Origin of the sequence: Permianibacter fluminis, assembly GCF_013179735.1 — a bacterium.
In the GTDB taxonomy this organism is placed as follows: Bacteria; Pseudomonadota; Gammaproteobacteria; order Enterobacterales; family Permianibacteraceae; genus Permianibacter; species Permianibacter fluminis.
The window spans coordinates 694,924-712,947 of sequence record NZ_JABMEG010000001.1 but is presented as its reverse complement, the minus strand read 5'-3'; the positions used below and the strand labels follow the sequence as shown (position 1 = coordinate 712,947).

Annotated in this window: 20 protein-coding genes; 11 read left to right on the top strand and 9 right to left on the bottom strand. The window is 54.1% G+C overall.

Annotation, left to right across the window (positions count from 1 at the left end; genetic code table 11):
- The first annotated feature begins 132 nt into the window (after positions 1-132).
- Both HPT27_RS03115 and HPT27_RS03110 read left to right on the top strand, forming a co-directional pair.
- Entirely contained in the window at positions 133-714 is a 582-nt protein-coding gene (locus HPT27_RS03115) for an RHS repeat-associated core domain-containing protein (RefSeq protein ID WP_235950840.1), read from the top strand.
- The gene (locus tag HPT27_RS03110; RefSeq protein ID WP_172238806.1) at positions 692-1,117 is read left to right on the top strand and encodes a hypothetical protein; all 426 of its coding nucleotides are present in this window, start codon (positions 692-694) and stop codon (positions 1,115-1,117) included. The genes HPT27_RS03115 and HPT27_RS03110 overlap by 23 nt, the downstream gene beginning before the upstream one ends.
- 363 nt (positions 1,118-1,480) lie before the next feature.
- On the opposite strand, the gene HPT27_RS03105 is transcribed toward HPT27_RS03110, so the two are convergent.
- The 7 genes from HPT27_RS03105 to HPT27_RS03070 form a co-directional block, all read right to left on the bottom strand.
- Positions 1,481-2,368, bottom strand: a complete 888-nt coding sequence (locus tag HPT27_RS03105) for an integrase core domain-containing protein (protein ID WP_172238803.1) — start codon at positions 2,366-2,368, stop codon at positions 1,481-1,483.
- 532 nt (positions 2,369-2,900) lie between these two features.
- On the bottom strand, positions 2,901-3,503 hold the full coding sequence (locus HPT27_RS03095) for a DUF4291 domain-containing protein (protein WP_328820706.1): 603 nt from the start codon (positions 3,501-3,503) through the stop codon (positions 2,901-2,903).
- Positions 3,504-3,589: 86 nt separating this feature from the next.
- Positions 3,590-4,138, bottom strand: coding sequence for an RNA 2'-phosphotransferase (locus tag HPT27_RS03090; RefSeq protein WP_172238797.1), 549 nt, complete (start codon positions 4,136-4,138; stop codon positions 3,590-3,592).
- Positions 4,139-4,149: 11 nt separating this feature from the next.
- Complete coding sequence (locus HPT27_RS03085) at positions 4,150-4,506, bottom strand: hypothetical protein (protein WP_172238794.1); 357 nt, start codon at positions 4,504-4,506, stop codon at positions 4,150-4,152.
- On the bottom strand, positions 4,499-6,196 hold the full coding sequence (locus tag HPT27_RS03080; protein ID WP_172238791.1) for an NAD+ synthase: 1,698 nt from the start codon (positions 6,194-6,196) through the stop codon (positions 4,499-4,501). Before HPT27_RS03080 ends, HPT27_RS03085 begins: the two co-directional genes overlap by 8 nt.
- A gap of 10 nt (positions 6,197-6,206) precedes the next feature.
- Positions 6,207-7,376, bottom strand: a complete 1,170-nt coding sequence (gene pncB, locus HPT27_RS03075) for a nicotinate phosphoribosyltransferase (protein ID WP_172238788.1) — start codon at positions 7,374-7,376, stop codon at positions 6,207-6,209.
- Between the two features lie 32 nt (positions 7,377-7,408).
- Positions 7,409-8,074 carry an isochorismatase family protein gene (locus tag HPT27_RS03070; RefSeq protein WP_211197831.1) on the bottom strand — a complete coding sequence of 222 codons (666 nt, stop codon included), beginning with the start codon at positions 8,072-8,074 and terminating at the stop codon, positions 7,409-7,411.
- A 152-nt stretch (positions 8,075-8,226) separates the two neighbouring features.
- Between HPT27_RS03070 and HPT27_RS03065 the strand changes: the two genes are divergently transcribed.
- The 5 genes from HPT27_RS03065 to HPT27_RS03045 are packed head-to-tail and all read left to right on the top strand — an operon-like array spanning position 8,227 to position 12,002.
- On the top strand, positions 8,227-8,967 hold the full coding sequence (locus HPT27_RS03065; protein ID WP_172238785.1) for an NUDIX hydrolase: 741 nt from the start codon (positions 8,227-8,229) through the stop codon (positions 8,965-8,967).
- Positions 8,968-8,975: 8 nt separating this feature from the next.
- Entirely contained in the window at positions 8,976-9,884 is a 909-nt protein-coding gene (locus tag HPT27_RS03060; RefSeq protein WP_172238782.1) for an ADP-ribosylglycohydrolase family protein, read from the top strand.
- Between the two features lie 18 nt (positions 9,885-9,902).
- Entirely contained in the window at positions 9,903-10,475 is a 573-nt protein-coding gene (locus HPT27_RS03055) for an NADAR family protein (RefSeq protein WP_172238779.1), read from the top strand.
- Positions 10,472-11,044, top strand: coding sequence for a nicotinamide mononucleotide transporter family protein (locus tag HPT27_RS03050; RefSeq protein ID WP_172238776.1), 573 nt, complete (start codon positions 10,472-10,474; stop codon positions 11,042-11,044). Before HPT27_RS03055 ends, HPT27_RS03050 begins: the two co-directional genes overlap by 4 nt.
- The gene (locus HPT27_RS03045) at positions 11,037-12,002 is read left to right on the top strand and encodes an AAA family ATPase (RefSeq protein WP_172238773.1); all 966 of its coding nucleotides are present in this window, start codon (positions 11,037-11,039) and stop codon (positions 12,000-12,002) included. Before HPT27_RS03050 ends, HPT27_RS03045 begins: the two co-directional genes overlap by 8 nt.
- A 25-nt stretch (positions 12,003-12,027) precedes the next feature.
- Here the strand turns inward: HPT27_RS03045 and HPT27_RS03040 are convergent, their stop codons facing one another.
- Entirely contained in the window at positions 12,028-12,945 is a 918-nt protein-coding gene (locus HPT27_RS03040) for a diacylglycerol kinase catalytic domain-containing protein (RefSeq protein WP_172238770.1), read from the bottom strand.
- Positions 12,942-13,964, bottom strand: coding sequence for an SPFH domain-containing protein (locus tag HPT27_RS03035; protein WP_172238767.1), 1,023 nt, complete (start codon positions 13,962-13,964; stop codon positions 12,942-12,944). The genes HPT27_RS03040 and HPT27_RS03035 overlap by 4 nt, the downstream gene beginning before the upstream one ends.
- A 470-nt stretch (positions 13,965-14,434) precedes the next feature.
- Between HPT27_RS03035 and HPT27_RS03030 the strand changes: the two genes are divergently transcribed.
- The 4 genes from HPT27_RS03030 to HPT27_RS03015 all read left to right on the top strand — a co-directional run bounded on the left by HPT27_RS03030 (position 14,435) and on the right by HPT27_RS03015 (position 18,023).
- Complete coding sequence (locus HPT27_RS03030; protein WP_172238764.1) at positions 14,435-14,713, top strand: type II toxin-antitoxin system RelE/ParE family toxin; 279 nt, start codon at positions 14,435-14,437, stop codon at positions 14,711-14,713.
- A 51-nt stretch (positions 14,714-14,764) separates the two neighbouring features.
- The gene (locus HPT27_RS03025; protein WP_172238761.1) at positions 14,765-15,049 is read left to right on the top strand and encodes a HigA family addiction module antitoxin; all 285 of its coding nucleotides are present in this window, start codon (positions 14,765-14,767) and stop codon (positions 15,047-15,049) included.
- A gap of 290 nt (positions 15,050-15,339) precedes the next feature.
- Entirely contained in the window at positions 15,340-16,848 is a 1,509-nt protein-coding gene (locus tag HPT27_RS03020; protein ID WP_172238758.1) for a type I restriction-modification system subunit M, read from the top strand.
- Positions 16,845-18,023 carry a restriction endonuclease subunit S gene (locus tag HPT27_RS03015; protein ID WP_172238755.1) on the top strand — a complete coding sequence of 393 codons (1,179 nt, stop codon included), beginning with the start codon at positions 16,845-16,847 and terminating at the stop codon, positions 18,021-18,023. Before HPT27_RS03020 ends, HPT27_RS03015 begins: the two co-directional genes overlap by 4 nt.
- Position 18,024: the final 1 nt, after the last annotated feature.

The window sequence follows — 18,024 nt, the reverse complement described above, 5'->3', positions numbered from 1 at the left end:
CGGTATTCACAATCGCCTGCCTTTACTTGGTTGACGGCAGACTCGGTTCGGCAAGGAGAGTGGAAAACTCAGCGCGGTAGGTTGGGCTGAGTTTGCGAAGCCCAACAACGGTTAGGCCGGGACATGCTTACGATGCAGATCAAAACATTTCCCGGCCAGTATTTCGATAGTGAAAGTGGGCTTTGGTACAACTGGCATCGGTATTACGATGCGAGTATCGGGCGGTATATTCAGTCTGATCCGATTGGGTTGTACGGAGGACTTAATACGTATAGCTACGCTTTAAATTCACCTACTCATAACATTGATGAGACCGGGTTGAAGTCTTGCCTTCTGACTGTAAGAAATTCGGGCGGATTCGGCGTGCACTCTGCACTTCACACCTCGACAGATGGGCCACTCTATGATCCAGCTGGGGGGTTCACGCAAAGCAGAAACTCCGGGGAAGTTACGCAGGCAAGTATTGATGATTTCAAAAAATACCATGAAGGTCTGGGTGATACGGTTGATGTGCAGTGCAAAGACACAACAGCGGCCCAGGAGGAGAAGATCTCCAACCAAATCACAATTTCGCCCACGGCCGCCCCTCTGGAGTGCGCCACTGCGGTATCAAATGTCCTGATGCAGTCGGGCGTTTTCTCAGGTATTCAAAGTCGATTTTTTCCTGGAAACTTATCAAGGGATTTCGGAAATGCAACCATCAATGGCCCTTAATAAAACGAGAGCTGCCATTTTTGGCATTTCGATAGCTCTGGCTTGGCTCTGGATTGACAGCTGGCTCAGAAGCTATTCGAGCGTGTTGGTTGTCATGATTCAGACTGTTCTAGTGGCGACGCTAGTTACTTGGAGCAGCAGGAGGATAAAAACTCTTGCGTTGGGTATCGCAACAGCTGTGTTGGCTGGATGGTTAGCAAGCATTTTTGCTCATCAAATTATGAGCTTGCTCTTTGTCCCTAGCTACTGGCACGTTTGGATAGAGCGGTATCAGCTAAATGTCCTGTCGAGCTACATCTGGTTTGTTGCCTATTCCTCATTGCTGTTTGGCGGAGTCGTTCAGGCCGTTTTACTCCTATTGTTACTGCGGACGAAAGCGGAAAAAGGTGACCGATCTATTTGATCGGCCTTCTTAGCTGAAAACCCTCACCAACCCCGGCTGCCGCGCCGGGGTTTTTAATGGGTTCCGTTTTAGCCGCCGTCAGCCTTGCTGTTGCAGCATGGCGTCGAGCATCTCGATCACAAACTTCTGTTTGGTGCCCCGTCCGCGTGTCCGAAGCGTAAAAACACCGTCGAACTACGGTGCTTTTAGCTGCGCAATGCGGTCGCATTCAGGCTGAATGCCTGATTGCATACCCAATCAACAGCCAGATCTTCTTGTTTCCTCCGCCGAACTATTGGCATTTTGTTCACTCACCGTGCGGGAGACGTGCGCCGGTGCGGACACTTGCTCCGAACGCGTTCTCCACGAAACCACCGAGCCGAGCTACGAGTCGTTTATGCAGTAGCCCGTCAACAAACCGTGCCAACCACAAAAATGCCGGGATTGAATCGGCGCATTGAGGTAAGGGTCGATGCCTTGCCAGCATTCATCCGGTGTCCGGCCGGTGAGATGCTGATGCGGTCGCACCCGGTTGTACCAGAACCGAAACTCCGCCAGCGCATCTATCAGTTGTGCTCCATCAGCAACGACGAGCTTACCCAGCCGTTCTTTGAGCGTGCCAAACAGGCGTTCGATGCGCCCGTTCTGCGACGGGCAATGCAGCGCGGAGCGTTGATGCCGGATGGCCAGCATGCGCAGAGCCAAGGTAAACCACCGTGAAGTAAATGCGAGATCGTTATCGGTTCGAAGTACACGCGGTTTGCCGAACTGTTCGATACAGTCGAGCAGCACCCGCAAAGCCATGATGCTGGTGCGGGACGGCAGCGTCCTCAATGCCAGCGCCTTGCGACTGCCGTGGTCGATAACGCCCACTATTGAGTGCTGGCAGCCGCTCTCGTCCATTCTGCCCGTAAAATCCATTGCCCAGATGGTGTTGTTTGGCAGTGCACTCGGAATTGCCCGTTTCCAGCGACAACGCAACTCATAGATCTCGGAATGGTGCCGGCGCAGCGTATTGGCGACAAAGGTCTTGCCCACAGTCATTGGTGTCGCGCGAGCATGCAAGCGATTGAATGTGAGGGCGATGCGACGACAGCCTGCTTCGGGCATATGAGCCGCAAGGCGAATCACCTCCTGAGTTACCCATTTTGGTTTTGTTCGATTGAGCGCTGGTGGCTGTGCTGTCACAACCCTGTGGAGATAGCGTCGCTGCTGGGTGGGTTTGAATTGCCAGCAAACGACCGCAACGATTGTGAACAGAAGCAAGAGCAAGAGCAAGAGCATTGCGCGAAGAGAGTGGAAGCTCGATGAAATACCTTAACATCCACCAGCCTTTGCGACTCCATCAGCTCTGTGTTTGGAAGTCCTGATTCGCCGCAAGATGGGCGTAATTCAGTATTTAAACTCGCCAACAGTGCGCCTAGCCGATGGGTCCTGCCGAAGCTTTATGAGGGGGGCAACTAACTGTTTAATTGGGCTTCCAGATAACGTCGGACCCGAATCATTCCTGAATTACCTTCGGAGATCATGACCTGAATGACTTGCTGGCCATGGAATACTGGATTGTCTTGACGAACCCAAGCCCCAGCATGGTCCGCCGGAACGAGTGCAAGCAACGCTTGCTGTATCCCAGTCAACAGACTGATGCGCTCCAGGATGGTGCTCGACACAGCCTCTTCAGTCTGGACCCTGCTTTGGAAAGTTTGCTCGTCCTGCATCCCCAGTAGTTGCCATCGCTCCGAATCTGATTACTCCCAAACGAAAAAAATGCCGAGAAATAGCTGAGGAGCACCCCGTCAGGCTTTCACGTGGTGTGAGTCGGCGCGTAACTTAGCGGGGCATCCAGCCCAACGGAATTTGCTGTGTTTGAATTGGCTGGCCAGTAAACCAACTCCAAAGGAGTGAACAGCGAATCGACACCTTGTTCCAACAAATCCCTTTGCTGTTGTACAAATGGTGTTATGTCTTCAACTTTCACAATCGCCTCGTCGGAGAAGCGTCGCAACGATGGCCCCCTCAGACCAAGCTGAACGGCACGACGGGCTAGCGGTTTCCCGTGTGGATCATGATCCGGATCCCACTGCAGCCGAACATCGGAGGTCTCTATTGCCGTTGCCCAGTCGTCCCGGGTTGCATACCGATTACTGTCAAACGAAGAGGCCACCGCCGATGCCAACAATTCATCAAAAAAATCACGCTGGAGCCATAAAGCGAGAATGCGCTCCTGACCCTCCTTGGTGGCCCAGCCAGACCGGTACATCATCCAAAGAAAGTTTGGCTTTACCCAGCTCATTCTAGTGAAGCTGAACTCACCACCGAAACGCTGATGGTTGACCGCGTAGTCGGCGATAGCAGGTCGGTAGGCTTGGTAAACCACCACCGAATCATCATCGAACTGGGCGAGAATATGCCGCCCTGTCTCAGGCCAATGGGCTTGTTGTTGCAGGTACGGCGATTTGATTAAATGCTTAATAAAGTTTCTCCAAACAAAAATCAGAGTCGTTCTGACTCAATAGTAAAGAACTGGGGCGGCACCTGCTTAGTCAGCCATACTCCGTTCGCAGAGCACTGAAACGAGTGCCCGGCTTCGTACATCTTTCGTGCCAACACCTTGAGCACAATCACCTTGCCATGACGCTTCCCTACCGCGAGGGCGGTTTCGTAGTTCTCTGACAGGTGCACGTCATGCCGGGCTTTGGGTTGCAACCCAAAGCCAGAGATGTCATCCAAGAAGCGTGTAGCGGTACCGTGAAAGAGGAATTCAGGCGGTTCACGGTTCGGCAACGCCAGTTCCACGGTAATCGAATGACCTTGGTTGGCCCGAATGCGCTGGCCATCAGTCGAAAGTGCAAAACGCTGTTTGTCGCTTTCCCGGACAATTCGGGTCAAGGTACCGAGATCGATTGGCGTTCCAGCGCGTGCCGCACAGTCGATCAGCTCGCTGACCTGTGCCCAGCCATTGCTGTCCAGGTTCAGCCCGATGGAATCTGGTTTGTGCCGCAGCACGTAACTCAGAAATTTACTTGTTTTTTCGTCACTCATTTTTTCTACTTCTATTCAGGTCGCCGGAATTCTCGGATCACTTCGATCCGTCCGACGATATTGTCATTTAGTGCTTCTAGCTCTTCGGCGGGTACCCACCATTCGGTGTGGTGTGAAGTACCGACTTGCTGAACCGGATAGCGGTCCATAAAGGTCTTCTTGACCATGAAGCGGGCGACATAGCCCACACCGCTGTCTTTCACATTCCATTGGCTGGCAATTTCCGCTGCATATTGCTCATTGGTTACCGGATAGAAAATCGGTTGATCCGGCAATCGCGGTGGCCAACGGCGGTATTCACTTTGTGCAACCAATTCCAGTTCCCTCGGGCCGGTGGGACGGTACAGCGTGACCGTTTCTTCAGTCATGTTGGGTTACCACCGTTTCAGCAGGGCTGGTCCAGCGCTTGGCGATAGGCATCCGGCGACCGGTGCCGAACGAGCGCCGATGTACGCGAATGATGGGTGGCGCCTGCCGGCGTTTAAACTCAGCGGCATCGACCATGCGCAGCACGCGGTTCACATCGAAATCCGCGTAGCGCACAACCAAAGCATTGTTCTCAGCGATTTCCGCTTCGGTCAGCAGATCGCGTTCGATATACAGCCGCAGAATGGCATCGAGCACCGGGTAGGGTGGCAACGAGTCCTGATCCTTCTGGCCTTCAAACAATTCTGCTGACGGCGCTTTATCGATAATGGCCTGCGGGATGATTTCGCGGCCGTGGTGCTCGTTGAGGTAGCGAGCCAGCGCATATACCTCCATTTTGTACAGATCGCCGATAAGGTTCAGACCGCCATTCATGTCGCCGTACAGTGTGGCGTAGCCAACCGACATCTCACTCTTGTTACCAGTTGATAGCACCAGGTTGCCGTGATGGTTGGAATACTCCATCAGGATGCGGCCACGGATGCGTGCCTGCATGTTTTCCTGCGTTAAGCGCGACGGCGCCTCGCCGAATGCCTCCGTGAAGTCGGCCACCGCTTGCTTGAATTGCGCTTCAATGGGAGCCCGATACAGCTTGATCCCTAGGTTGGTGCAGAGCGCCACCGAGTCGGTAACGCTGCCTTCAGACGAAAACCGGGATGGCATGGTTACCGCAACCACGTTCTCGGCACCGAGAGCATCATGGGCCAAGGCCAGTGTTACGGCGCTATCGATGCCGCCGCTAGAACCGACCACAACGCCACGAAAACCGCATTTGCTCACGTAGTCGCGCAAGCCCATGACGATTTGCTGGTAGTAAAACTCAACATCGCTGGGTTCGTTGCAGCGCGGATGCACCGTGCAGGACAGCTCATCGTTTTCATCGAGCATCAACGAAGCGGTGTGCTCAGCAAAGGCTGGTAGCTGCGCAATCAGCTCTCCGTTGGCATTGGTCACAAAGCTGTTGCCGTCAAACACGATCTCATCATTGCCGCCGACTTGGTTCACATAGATCAGCGGTAGCCGGTACTTGGCGCTGAGCTTACGAAACCGAATCAAGCGTTCGGCTTGCTTGCCCAGATTCGATGGCGACGCATTGATGCTGACAATGAAGTCAGGCTTCTCCCGAGCCAGCAACTTGATTGGCATCGTGGCGTAGTCACCGTCTTCATCGTCATTCCACAGATCCTCACAAATGGCGAAGCCGATGCGATATCCATTCAGCATCAGCATGCCAGGCAAATTGCCTGGTTCGAAGTGACGGGCTTCATCGAAGATGTTGTAGGTGGGCAGCAGTCTCTTGTGATAGACAAGCTGTGTCACACCTTTTGCCAGTACCATCAGGCCATTGTGAAACGGCTTGCCCGTCCAATGGTTACGGTCGATAAAACCCAGCACCACGGCAGCCCCAAACGAGCGAGTGGCTTCACGTACAGCTTCTATCGCCTCTTCCTGAGCCTGGAGAAATCCCGGTTGGTGCACCAGGTCCATTGGGTAATAGCCGGATAGGCAGAGTTCCGAGAACACAATAAGGTCGTGGTCGTGACCATGGCGCCAGACCAGATCGAGAATCTTCTGTTTGTTGCCGGAAAAATCGCCAACCGTAAAATTGCATTGGGCCATCAAAATTTTCATGGTTCAGTCCTTACGCAGCGTCGCCTACTTGGAAAACCTTACGGAGGTAAGCCAGGTAAGTTTCGTCGCGGCACATCGTTTTGCCGGGTGAGTCGCTCAGTTTGGCGACTGGTTGGCCGTTGCATTCGGTCATTTTGATCACGATGTTGAGTGGTTCGTAACCCAAGTCATTGGTCAAATTGGTACCGATGCCAAAACCGGTATTGGCACGGTCTTTGAAGCGCTGATACAGCTCTAGTGCTCGCGGGAAGGTCAGGCCGTCGCTAAACACCAAGGTCTTGCTACGGGCATCGATACGAAATTTCTGATAGTGCGCTAACACTTTCTCCCCCCACAGGAAGGGGTCGCCAGAGTCGTGGCGAACACCATCAAACAGCTTGCAGAAATACAAATCGAAATCGCGCAGGAACGCATCGACACCACAAACATCGCTTAGTGCAATACCAAGGTCGCCGCGGTACTCCTTGACCCAGGCTTCCAGCGCAAATTTTTGGCTATCGACCAAGCGGACCCCGAGAGCTTGGCAGGCCTGTAGAAACTCATGTGCCATGGTGCCAATCGGTCGGATCCCGCGAGTACGCGCCAGGTGCACATTGCTGGTGCCGGTCAATTGATTCGGTAGTTCCTGGATCAGCTTGTCCACCACCTCATAATGCCAGTCACGGTTGAAGCGGCGGCGAGTGCCAAAGTCCGAGAACAGAAAGCGGTCGTACGGTTGCAGCGCTTTGACTTGCCCGATTTTCTCGTTGAGTCGGCGCCGGCCTTCCTCGTAGTTAGGAGTTGGTTGGCTGTGCCGGAAATAGATCTCGTTGACGATGGCCAGCAGCGGGATCTCAAACAGAATTGTGTGCACCCAGGGACCGCGAACTACGATATCGAATTCCGGATCGGTAGTGATGGTCACGAAGCGCGGGTTCAATTGAAATAGCCGCAGGAAATCAATGAAGTCCGGCTTCAGAAAACGTAGCTTGCTCAGGTAATCCAGTTCGTCGGGTTGGAAGCGCAGCGTGCAGAGATGATCGATTTCTTGTTGTATGGTTTCGACCAGCGGTCGCAAGTCGACCCCCTTGTTCCGACATTTGAAGCGGTACTCAACTTGGGCTGCAGGAAACTGATGCAGTACGGTTTGCATCATCGTGAATTTGTAGAGGTCGGTATCAAGCAGCGATTCGATAATCATGATGGAAATACCTTGTTGTTCTTAGATAGTTCTTAGGCGGCAGCGATGCCGTTGTTGTTCAATTCATCCGCACGGTTCACAAAGCGAACACCAGCTGCTTTCATTTCGGTAATGGCCGCTGTGATAGTTTCGGCGGCGATACCGCGGCAGGCTCCGAGGTTGACCACAACATTGAAACCCGCGCGGCACAGCTGCATCACCGTCGTTTTGACACAGTAGTCGGTGGCGAGGCCGCCGACGATGACGGTGCGGATCTGCTTGGCTCTTAGGAACTCGATTACACCAGTGCTAAGCCGGTCAGCCAGGTCGTGGTAGCAGGCACCGTAGGGGTGCATGTCTAACTCAACGCCTTTCCAGACAAAGAAGTCGTAGTCAGCCGGTTTCGGCAAGCCTTCAAGCAATTCAAATCCCTTGGTGCCCGGCACGGCGTGAGCGGCCCAGCGGATGTCCATGTCCCGACCTTCAACTGGGGAAAACTGGGGGTGATCGGTATCGGCGACCCAGGCGGCGGCCGGTGAGTGGGCATCTTTTGAGCCGATGCGGACCGAGGCAAACCGAGCCTGTGAGTTCAATTCGGCCGCGATCTCATCGCCGCCGAGAACCGGCAACTCATTCGGGCAGACCGGCGTGAAGGTGTACTGCGGGTCGACATCAAAGCTGGCGACCTGTTCGATGCGGTCGATAACGAGATGGTCCATGGTTTCCCTCTTTTTTTACTGCCTGGCTACTACTGTTTAGCCATTAGATAGTGGCTCTACGAAACTATGGTTGTACTCTATCCATGATAGTGGCAATATGCAACTATCTTTTGAAGGAAGCCCGATCGCGTCGGGCAGCATGAGGAAAGGCTATGAGCAAGGCAATTAGCGAAGCCGATTACCTGAAGGGCTATGACGCCAAGGCCTTTGATGCGCCGCTGACCACGGTCGATACCGTGATCTTCACGCTCAAGGATGGCCAGCTGCAGGTTTTGCTGGTCCGTCGTAGTGACCATCCGGCCCAAGGGTTGTGGGCGATCCCTGGCGGCTTTCTGCGACTGGACGAAGACCGTGACCTGGAACAGGCAGCGCTGCGCATCCTGAAGGCCAAGACTGGGGTTGCCAGTCCCTACGTTGAGCAGTTGCTGACGGTGGGCAATAGCAAACGAGACCCGCGCGGTTGGTCGGTCACCGTCGTCTACTTTGCGTTGATCAACAGCGAAGCGATTGAACTCAGCAAGGGTGGCAACGCCGATGATGTTGCCTGGTTTCCGATACACGGCGAGTCGGTGAGTGAGTCATTGGCTTTCGATCACGCCCAGTTACTGCAACAGGCCGTCGAGCGTTTGCGGGCGAAGGCTGAGTACACAGCCTTGCCGGTGCATCTGCTGCCGGAGCAATTCACGCTGACTGATTTGCAGCGGACATTCGAAACCTTGCTTGGCCGACCCATCGATAAAAGCGCCTTCCGCCGACGCATCAATGACGCCGACATCCTGGAGGAGATCGATGGAGTGTTTCGCGGCGGCGCTAATCGACCGGCACAGCTGTATAGATTGAAAGACGGTACGCGGCAGCATTTCTTCCCGCGCATCATTACCAGCGGGGCGTGAGCAGCAAAATGGAACAACAAGAACGCTTTGAAGGCTGCTTGCTCGGATTGGCTTGCGGTGACGCACTCGGCGCTCAGGTGGAGTTTCGCGAGCGCGGCGCATTTGAAACCCCCACCGAAATGTTAGGTGGGGGTCCGTTTGAGCTCGGACCCGGTGAATGGACTGACGATACCTCCATGGCGCTTTGTCTAGCCGAAAGCTTGCTGCATTGCCGTGGCTTCGATGCCGTCGATCAGATGAATCGCTACTGCAATTGGATGAACTACGGCTACCTGAGCAGTAATGGAAGTTGCTTTGACATCGGCGTGACAACCTCGGTGGCGCTGCGGCAATACATCGCAACCGGTGAAGCGTTCGCCGGTAGCACTAATCCCAACTCGGCCGGCAACGGCAGCTTGATGCGCCTGGCACCTGTCGCAATGTTCTGGCTAAACGATTTGGATCAAGCGATTACTCAGGCAGGCCTGAGTTCAAAGACCACGCATGGTGCCGTTGAGTGCATCGAAGCCTGTCAACTATATGCTGAATACCTCATTCGAGCGCTGAAAGGAACACCGAAGACTACTCTGTTCGCTACGCCGAAATATGTACCGAGCTCACCATCGCTGCAACGCATCGCTAGTGGTGAATGGCAGCACAAAACTGTAGAGCAGATCGCCAGTTCGGGCTATGTCGTGCATTCGATCGAAGCGGCATTGTGGTGTGTTCATGGCACCAGCAGTTTCGAAGAGGCCATCCTGACAGCGATAAGGCTTGGTGATGATACCGACACAACCGCAGCTATCACTGGGCAACTGGCGGGTGCGTTGCATGGTGTATCTGCGATTCCCGAGCGTTGGCTTAGCCGACTGGTAGACCGTGAGCTAATTGCCAGCAAGGCCAGCGCCCTGTATGACGCCGCGAATGCCATGCCCTAACTAATAACGAGCCAAGAAATGAACGTGGCAGAAAGCATGATCAAAAACCTGAGCGAACTCGAAGACTATCTGCGCCTAGGTGGTGAGGTGAACTACCTATTCTTCTGGGGCCATCAAGGCAAGGGTGTTCAGATCGGCAAGTCATGTTTGAGTCAGTGGTATGAGGCGCCGTTTTTCGTGGAGGAGGTGCGGTATCCATCGGCAGAGCATTACATGATGGCCGAAAAGGCGCGATTGTTTGTTGATGAGGCGATTCGCGCAAAGGTTATTGAGGCGAAAACACCTGGTGCTGCGAAAGCATTCGGTCGCGAAGTAAAGGGATTTAACGAAGTCCTGTGGCAGGCCCAGCGCTTTGAGATTGTCGTTGCCGCCAATCAGCACAAGTTCGAACAAAATGCGCAGCTAGCTGAATACCTGCTAGCTACTGGCAACAAGGTATTGGTTGAAGCGTCGCCAGTAGATCGGGTCTGGGGCATTGGTCTTGCTGAGGCCGATTTGGCTGCACGTAACCCTAAACAATGGCAGGGTCTGAATCTACTTGGATTTGCACTGATGGTTGTTCGAGCGAACCTGCAGGCGAAGTCAGCATGAATGAGATAGTCCCGGCATGGGTCTTTGACTGGACAGGATCGATCCTCGTCGGGGTTTCATTGCTGTATCTCATACCGAAGAAACTTGCGTATTGGCATTTTTCAAATGCAAGCTTGTTGCCGTACTTCATTCTTTTCTTGGCGGGTGAGCAGTTTATGTTGGCTGGGCTTCAGTTGGCATATCTGATCTTCGGCATTCATGGCTACTGGTTATGGCATCTGGAGCAACGTCGTGACCAGCAGCAACATCCCTTTAACGAGCTGTTTTGGTACAACCTTGGTTGGGTGCTGACGCTACTAATCTTTGCCTATACGGCCTACATAACCGGTTTTTCCAATACCTGGGCCTGGTTGCAATTCGCCATCGTGTCACTGTCTTTGCTAGCAAACTGGGCAACGACCCGGAAGTGGGTGTGGAGTTGGTACGTTTGGTTGCCGGTTAATCTGTTGCAATCAGTGTACTTTTGGCACTACGAATACCTAGCATTGTTTCTGCTTCAGTTTGTACTGTTCAGCCTATCACTGCGCGGGCTTGTTGTCTGGCGTCGGGAGCGGGAGATTCATGCATAAGCATGCTTTGGTAGTAGGTAAGTTTGCGCCGCTTCATTGCGGCCACATGCTACTGCTTGAGGCAGCACGTGCTGGCGCGAAGCGAGTAACTGTATTGGTCTGGTCCAACCCAGACTTCCCGGACATGCGCGCGCCGGTAAGGGCTGGCTGGGTTCAGAAGTTATTCCCGGCTTTTGAAGTCCTGACACCATTGGATGCTCCCGCAAACAATGCTCCGGATGATGAGCACCGTCAATTTGTAAAACAGTGGTTGCAGCATCGCGGATTGTTCCCTGACGTGGTCTACAGCAGTGAGACCTACGGGCCTGGATTTGCACAGGTTATTGGATGCCAGCATGTATCGGTGGATGTTGGGCGCCAGCGGGTGCCCATTTCCGGTAGTGAGATTCGTAAGGATGTCCATGCTCACCGTAGCATGCTACCGGCCACTGTTTATGCACACTTTGTTCGAAGAGTGGTATTTCTAGGTGCGGAGTCAACCGGCAAATCAACGTTAGCTGCGCACATGGCTTCCGTAATGAATACGTGTTTTGTGCCGGAGTATGGGCGTGAGGTCTGGCAGACCCGAAATGGGCGGCTCGTGCTCGAAGACTATGTTGAGATTGCGGAGCGGCATCGCCAACTGGAGGATGAGGCAATCCTGCAAGCTAACCGATACCTTTTCGTTGATACCAATGCGCTGACAACGTTGTTCTTTAGCTATTACTACAACGGTGGTGGGCTACCGCGGCTGCATGCCTTGGCCGATGAGTGCATTGCACGCTATTCCATTGCATTCTTGTGCGGGGACGACATTCCGTTCGAGCAGGATGGCTGGCGCGACAATGTGCTCTGGCGCAGCCGCCTGCAAGGCTTGGTGCGTTACGATCTGGACCGTCGAGGCATTTCCTATCAATCGACTCTAGGCACGATTGCAGATCGAGCGGCCATAGTCCGCAAGGTATTGAGCGGGTTGTAACGCCATTGATAGGACAGGTGGAGCTTCAAACCACCAATACGGCTTGATGCGCTGCAGGCTGGATATGTGCGGTAAAGCCGGCACCAAACTGCAGCGCATCGACCTCCATGCCATCAGCGAAAATCACGCCACCTTCAGGCATCTCCGAGGCGATACGCAGTGGCATCGCCTTATCAACCTGACCCATGATCAACTCAGTACCTGTCGCGCGCGAAGGGAAAGCCTCTCGCACTACAAATCGCAGCTGCTTTTTATCCCATGGTAGCGGCTCGTAATGCGGCACATCGTCAGGGTGCTCAAGCCTACGCGCGGTGGTCAGCACACTGCGTAACCAGCCGGTAGAGCCGAGCCCGGTAGAAACGATGACGCCACTCGATGACTGCCGTTCTTTCAGCTGGCCGTGTTGAATGGCATACCGGGCCGAGACATGCGTTCTTTGGCCGATGAATAGATCGTTTACGGCGCGCAGGCGCTGACCGTCATTCAGTGTGACTTCGGCCATTGTGATGCGTTTACATTGCCGCTTGTTTGCCAATGCCTCAGCAACGATTGCCGCTGTGTCCTGCACTTGAAATGGCAACAGCACACCGTCCCAGCGTGTAGGATCTGGATTGATGGCTACTACAGGTTGCGTATCCAGGTATTTGAGTGTGTTGGCAACCAGTCCATCCTGGCCAAGCGTCACAATGATATCGTCTGGAGCAAATATAAAGTTGGGTAGGAAGCTGCGGTCCAGCTGCTGGATACGAACCATGGGTTCTACCCGCTGTAGGCAGCTATCCAAAGCGCGACGGTAGGTGTCGTGCTCGAGTACATAGTCAGCGAAATCCGCGCCCAAGTGCTCAATGTAAAATTTTGCTTGGCCGACCGAATTGTGACGCACCACGAGCTCCTCTAGCCGGGTGCGTCGAGTCACCAGTACAACCTTGCGGTCGCTGCTCATGCCTTGGCCTCGCTGGTAATCAGTTCACGCAGCAGATCGGGGCTGACATTCAGCTGGCCAATTTTGCTTGCGCCTTCCGCTAAACCGCGGAAGCCGAGCGCAACCATCCGCGAAGCATCCATACCGTTGAGTGCGAGCGCTTCTAGGGTTTTCACGTCCACGCCTTTGACAGTATTGAGCATCGCGGCCAAGTGATAGGCCTTGGCGTCTGCTTCGGCACGGGTATTCTCGGCAGCCTTAGCGACCAGCGCCTTGCGCTTCTCTTCACGGTCGACCTGGGCAGCCAGATCTTCCTCTGCAATGGCGTTCTTTTTCTGTTTGAAAATTCGCTCGGCCTCGATCCGCTCTTCTTGAACTTCACGCTTCTTCTTTTCAATCGCCACTTCGGTGTTAAGTTCATTTTCCTTGATGGTTCGTTCTTGTTCGACGGCGGCATTGCGCCGAGCATAGGCTGCTTCATCGGCTTCGCGCAGAATACTTTCGCGAACTCGTGCCTCAAGTGCTTTGCCGGTTTCCGGCTTTGGTTTAATGGCAAGTACTGAAAGGCCGAGCAGTTCCAGGCCGAGCGCTTCGAGTTCGCGATTGTGGCTCAGCGATTTCTGCACGGTTTCCACTAGCTGAGCGGAGGAGGCAAGTGCAACCTGCAACTCAAGTGCATTGAGTTGGGCACGCATCGCAACCTGCACCTGTTGCAGCACGCGGGCTGGCAGCTTCTCCGGGTCATCCGAAACGTACTTAGTGCCGCTAGCATCGAGGGTGAAATTCATCATGCTGGCGAGGCGAGGGGCATCCTTCACCCGCCACGTCACCCGACCCTGGAGCGTGACTTCTTGATAGTCATGGGTGGTCTCTTGAAACATGAAGGGCTCGTCCCGGCTGGCGACGGGTATCGAAACTAGGGAGCTCGTAGGGGCGAAATAGAAGAACGATAGACCCTGGCCCTCGCGGCGGATGCTGCCATTCCGGTATTGGATGAGGTAGCTGGTGGGCAGGGTCTTGATGTAGCGGAAGCCAAACATGGCGGTCTCCTTTGTTAGATAGGTGCTTTATGCAACTAACAGGGTGACGATACGCCAATAAGTGTTTCTATGCAACTATCAGTGTTAGGACCCTGCGAAAGGTCGACATATGTAGGATGAGGATCTGTCCAGAAGAGGCAGCTTAACTGAGGCCTCCAGCCAGAATGACGGGTGTTTTGCTTTTCTATGAGATTTAGGGAGAAAAATCCCGTTATTGTGAGAATATAAGGCAGGTGCCAGTCTCAAAGAATGGCAAATTTACCTGCGAATACAATAGTTTGCGGTTCTGTGGAATTATGGGATCCCACAAAAATCTCAGTTTCAAAAAAGGCCCTGCGGGGCCTTTTTCTTTTCATGAATTCATTCGTTCTAAAATTGACACCCGATACGTTACAGGTTACAAGGTGGTGTGCGACAGAACACATGACGGGGAGAACGCCAAATGAGCATCAGCATTCGAGGACCGATGAATGATCAAATCCATCCGTCACAAGGGACTCAAAGCCCTTTATAGCAAAGGGGATTCGAGCGGGGTCCAGGCCAATCATGTTGACCGGCTGCGGACACAGCTTTCCGCTCTGGATGTTGCGGTCACCGTCAAAGAGCTCGACCTGCCCGGCTGGCGCTTACATGCGCTGAAGGGAGATCAGAAAGGCCGCTGGTCACTGACCGTCAACGGCAACTGGCGTCTGACGTTCGAATTCCGAGACGGCGACGCCTATGTTCTGGACTACGAGGACTACCATTAACTTGGTAGTGCCTACACCGGCGAAATCCGGCTTCTATTTACGGAGTGACTTATGGCTATGCACAACCCCGCCCACCCGGGAGCCGTGCTGCGCAATGATGTTTTACCTTCACTGGAATTGAGTGTCACGGACGCAGCTGCTCACCTGGGAGTATCAAGAAAGACCCTGTCAGCGCTGGTAAACGAAAAGCAGGGCGTCAGCGCCGCAATGGCGCTCCGCCTTTCCGCGGTGTTCGGCAGCACGCCGGAGTTCTGGCTACGGCTACAGGAAGCCTACGACCTTTGGCAAGCGCGCCAGACCTTGGATACTTCCAACCTGCGACGTGTCGCGGCCTGAGCTTGGTGCTTGTTCATTTTTCCAGCGTGTTCACGGAACGTGAACACGGAGCGAGACTGAACAAATCGGGCTTATTGGCGCGATACGCCAAATCGAGCCAATAAACCCGAAATCGCGCCAATACCAAACCGGGTCCGGCGTTGAGCCACGGTTTTCGGCCACGTCTGCCAACCAACTCGCCCAATCAGCTTTCCCGGTCAAGACCCCTGCCTCTATATAGGCACAGACCCGGCGCAACAGGTACATTGCCCGCCTTCGCTGTCGTGTCCACAACACAGAAACCCGATCCCATGTTCGAACAAGCCTTTAGAAACATCGACGACGCGCTCTGGAAAGAAAGCGGCTGCACCACCGAGCTCGATTACACCGAGCAGACGTCCTGGCTCTTGTTCCTCAAATACCTTGACGGGCTGGAGCAGGACAAAGCCAACGAAGCAGCACTGGAAGGTAAACCCTACCGCTACATTCTCGACGAGGACTACCGCTGGCAACGCTGGGCGGCGCCAAAGGGCGCCGACGGCAAGCTCGATCACAACATCGCGCTGACCGGTGACGATCTGGTCGAGTTCGTCGATCGCAAACTCTTCCCTTACCTGCATGGAATCAAGCTGCGCGCCAGCGGCCCCAACACCATCGAATACAAAATTGGCGAGATCTTCGGCGAGATCAAAAACAAGATCCGCAGCGGCTACACCCTGCGCGACATCATCGACCACATCGACGAACTGCGCTTCCGCTCGCAAACCGAGAAGCACGAGCTGTCTATGCTCTACGAAGAAAAAATCAAACGCATGGGCAATGCCGGCCGCAACGGCGGCGAGTACTACACACCGCGCCCGCTCATTCGCGCCATGATTCAGGTGGTCCAGCCGAAAATCGGCGAACGCATTTATGATGGCGCCTGCGGCTCCGCCGGCTTCCTCTGCGAAGCCTATGACTTTTTAACCACCGTTCGCTCCCGTGTCGAGCACGGGACAGGCTCTGAGCCTGTCGAAGGGCAGGCTACACGCACCCTCTCAACCAGCGATCTCAAAACCCTGCAAGAAAAAACCTTCTACGGCAAAGAGAAGAAAAGCCTCGCCTACGTCATCGCCATCATGAACATGATTTTGCATGGCATCGAGGCACCAAACATTCAGCACACCAACACGCTGGCCGAGAACCTTGCCGACATCCAGGACAAAGACCGTATGGACGTCATCCTCGCCAACCCGCCATTCGGCGGCAAGGAGCGGGCCGAGGTGCAACAGAACTTTCCCATCCGCACCGGTGAAACCGCCTTCCTGTTTCTGCAGCATTTCATCAAGATGCTCAAAGCCGGTGGCCGCGCTGCCATCGTCATCAAGAACACCTTCCTGAGCAACTCCGATAACGCCTCGGTGAGCTTGCGCAAACTCCTTTTGGAAAGCTGCAACCTGCACACCGTGCTCGACTGCCCCGGCGGCACCTTCCAAGGCGCCGGCGTCAAAACCGTGGTGCTGTTTTTCGAGAAAGGCGCGCCGACCCGCAAGGTCTGGTACTACCAACTCGACCCCGGTCGCAATATGGGCAAAACCAACCCACTCAATGACAGCGATCTGAGCGAGTTTATCGCCCTGCAAAAAACCTTCGCCGACTCCGCCAAAAGCTGGAGCCTAGATGTGAGCGCCATCGACACCGCCACCTATGACCTGTCGGTGAAAAACCCGAGCGGTGGAGAAGAGGTGAAGCACCGCAGCCCGCAGGACATCCTTGATGAAATCGCGGCGCTGGATGTGGAAAGTGCAGTAGTGTTGGCAACGATCAGGGCGATGGTATGAAGGCCGGTTGGAGTCAAAAGACTATTGCCGACGTATGCAGCGTTGTTAATGGAGGAACGCCAAAAACGGGCGTGACTGAGTACTGGGATGGACTGCATCAGTGGATCACTCCTGCCGAAATGGGTAAGCGATCCACTCCCTATGTCTCCAGTACGGAGAGAACCATCACTGACGCAGGGCTGCAAAATAGCTCCGCGCGCTTGTTACCACCTTTCTCGGTCATCTTGTCATCGCGAGCACCGATCGGGCACTTGGTGATCAATACGGAGCCAATGGCAACAAATCAAGGTTGCAAAGGGTTAGTACCGAGCGCCGATCTGAACCACAAGTATCTTTACTACTATTTGAGCAGCATCGTTCAACTGTTGAACGACCTTGGAACTGGCGCTACGTTCAAAGAGCTTTCCGGTGGCAAGCTAAAAGAGGTGGCGATTCCGCTACCATCTTTGTCAGAACAACAGCGCATTGTCTCCGTTCTCGATGAGGCGTTTGCCGGCATTGCCACGGCCCGCACCAACGCAGAGAAAAACCGCCAAAACGCCCGCGCCCTCTTCGAAAGCCACCTCAACGCCATCTTCAGCCAGCGGGGCGCACGGTGGGAGGAAAGACCGCTAGGTGAGGTCGCTGATTTGTTAGATTGCTTACATAAAACACCCACTTACTGCGAAATCGGCTTCCCAATGGTTAGGGTGACAGACATCAAACCTGGATTTTTGGATCTATCCAAAGCAAGAAGGGTGGACGAGCAAACCTTTGTCGAGTTCTCAAAAAGGTACACACCGAAAGTCGGCGATATTGTCTTCTCAAGAGTTGGATCTTGTGGAGTATCAGCACTAGTAAGTTCCGATGAGCCATTTTGTCTTGGACAAAATACGGTGTTCATTCTTCCAAAAATGAACCCGACCCTACTTTACTATTTTTTGAACAGCCCACCCGCCAAAGGTCAACTCGAAAGACTCACAGAAGGCACAACTCAGCCGACTATCAGTATGAAAAGCATTAGAACGGTAAGGGTCTGCATACCCCCTGCTGGAGATCAGGAGCGTATCGTCACAAGCCTTAATGCCGCGAATATTGAAACCCAACGCCTCGAATCCCTCTACCAGCGCAAACTCGCCGCGCTGGACGAGCTGAAACAATCGCTGCTGCATCAGGCCTTCAGCGGCCAGCTTTAGG

Bases quoted from the DNA above. Each gene is read 5' to 3' on its own strand.
- HPT27_RS03115 (WP_235950840.1), top strand. From the start codon at position 133: ATGCAGATCAAAACATTTCCCGGCCAGTATTTCGATAGTGAAAGTGGG.
- HPT27_RS03110 (WP_172238806.1), top strand. From the start codon at position 692: ATGCAACCATCAATGGCCCTTAATAAAACGAGAGCTGCCATTTTTGGC.
- HPT27_RS03090 (WP_172238797.1), bottom strand. From the start codon at position 4,138: ATGAGTGACGAAAAAACAAGTAAATTTCTGAGTTACGTGCTGCGGCAC.
- HPT27_RS03085 (WP_172238794.1), bottom strand. From the start codon at position 4,506: ATGACTGAAGAAACGGTCACGCTGTACCGTCCCACCGGCCCGAGGGAA.
- HPT27_RS03080 (WP_172238791.1), bottom strand. From the start codon at position 6,196: ATGAAAATTTTGATGGCCCAATGCAATTTTACGGTTGGCGATTTTTCC.
- pncB (WP_172238788.1), bottom strand. From the start codon at position 7,376: ATGATTATCGAATCGCTGCTTGATACCGACCTCTACAAATTCACGATG.
- HPT27_RS03070 (WP_211197831.1), bottom strand. From the start codon at position 8,074: ATGGACCATCTCGTTATCGACCGCATCGAACAGGTCGCCAGCTTTGAT.
- HPT27_RS03065 (WP_172238785.1), top strand. From the start codon at position 8,227: ATGAGCAAGGCAATTAGCGAAGCCGATTACCTGAAGGGCTATGACGCC.
- HPT27_RS03060 (WP_172238782.1), top strand. From the start codon at position 8,976: ATGGAACAACAAGAACGCTTTGAAGGCTGCTTGCTCGGATTGGCTTGC.
- HPT27_RS03055 (WP_172238779.1), top strand. From the start codon at position 9,903: ATGAACGTGGCAGAAAGCATGATCAAAAACCTGAGCGAACTCGAAGAC.
- HPT27_RS03050 (WP_172238776.1), top strand. From the start codon at position 10,472: ATGAATGAGATAGTCCCGGCATGGGTCTTTGACTGGACAGGATCGATC.
- HPT27_RS03045 (WP_172238773.1), top strand. From the start codon at position 11,037: ATGCATAAGCATGCTTTGGTAGTAGGTAAGTTTGCGCCGCTTCATTGC.
- HPT27_RS03040 (WP_172238770.1), bottom strand. From the start codon at position 12,945: ATGAGCAGCGACCGCAAGGTTGTACTGGTGACTCGACGCACCCGGCTA.
- HPT27_RS03035 (WP_172238767.1), bottom strand. From the start codon at position 13,964: ATGTTTGGCTTCCGCTACATCAAGACCCTGCCCACCAGCTACCTCATC.
- HPT27_RS03030 (WP_172238764.1), top strand. From the start codon at position 14,435: ATGATCAAATCCATCCGTCACAAGGGACTCAAAGCCCTTTATAGCAAA.
- HPT27_RS03025 (WP_172238761.1), top strand. From the start codon at position 14,765: ATGGCTATGCACAACCCCGCCCACCCGGGAGCCGTGCTGCGCAATGAT.
- HPT27_RS03020 (WP_172238758.1), top strand. From the start codon at position 15,340: ATGTTCGAACAAGCCTTTAGAAACATCGACGACGCGCTCTGGAAAGAA.
- HPT27_RS03015 (WP_172238755.1), top strand. From the start codon at position 16,845: ATGAAGGCCGGTTGGAGTCAAAAGACTATTGCCGACGTATGCAGCGTT.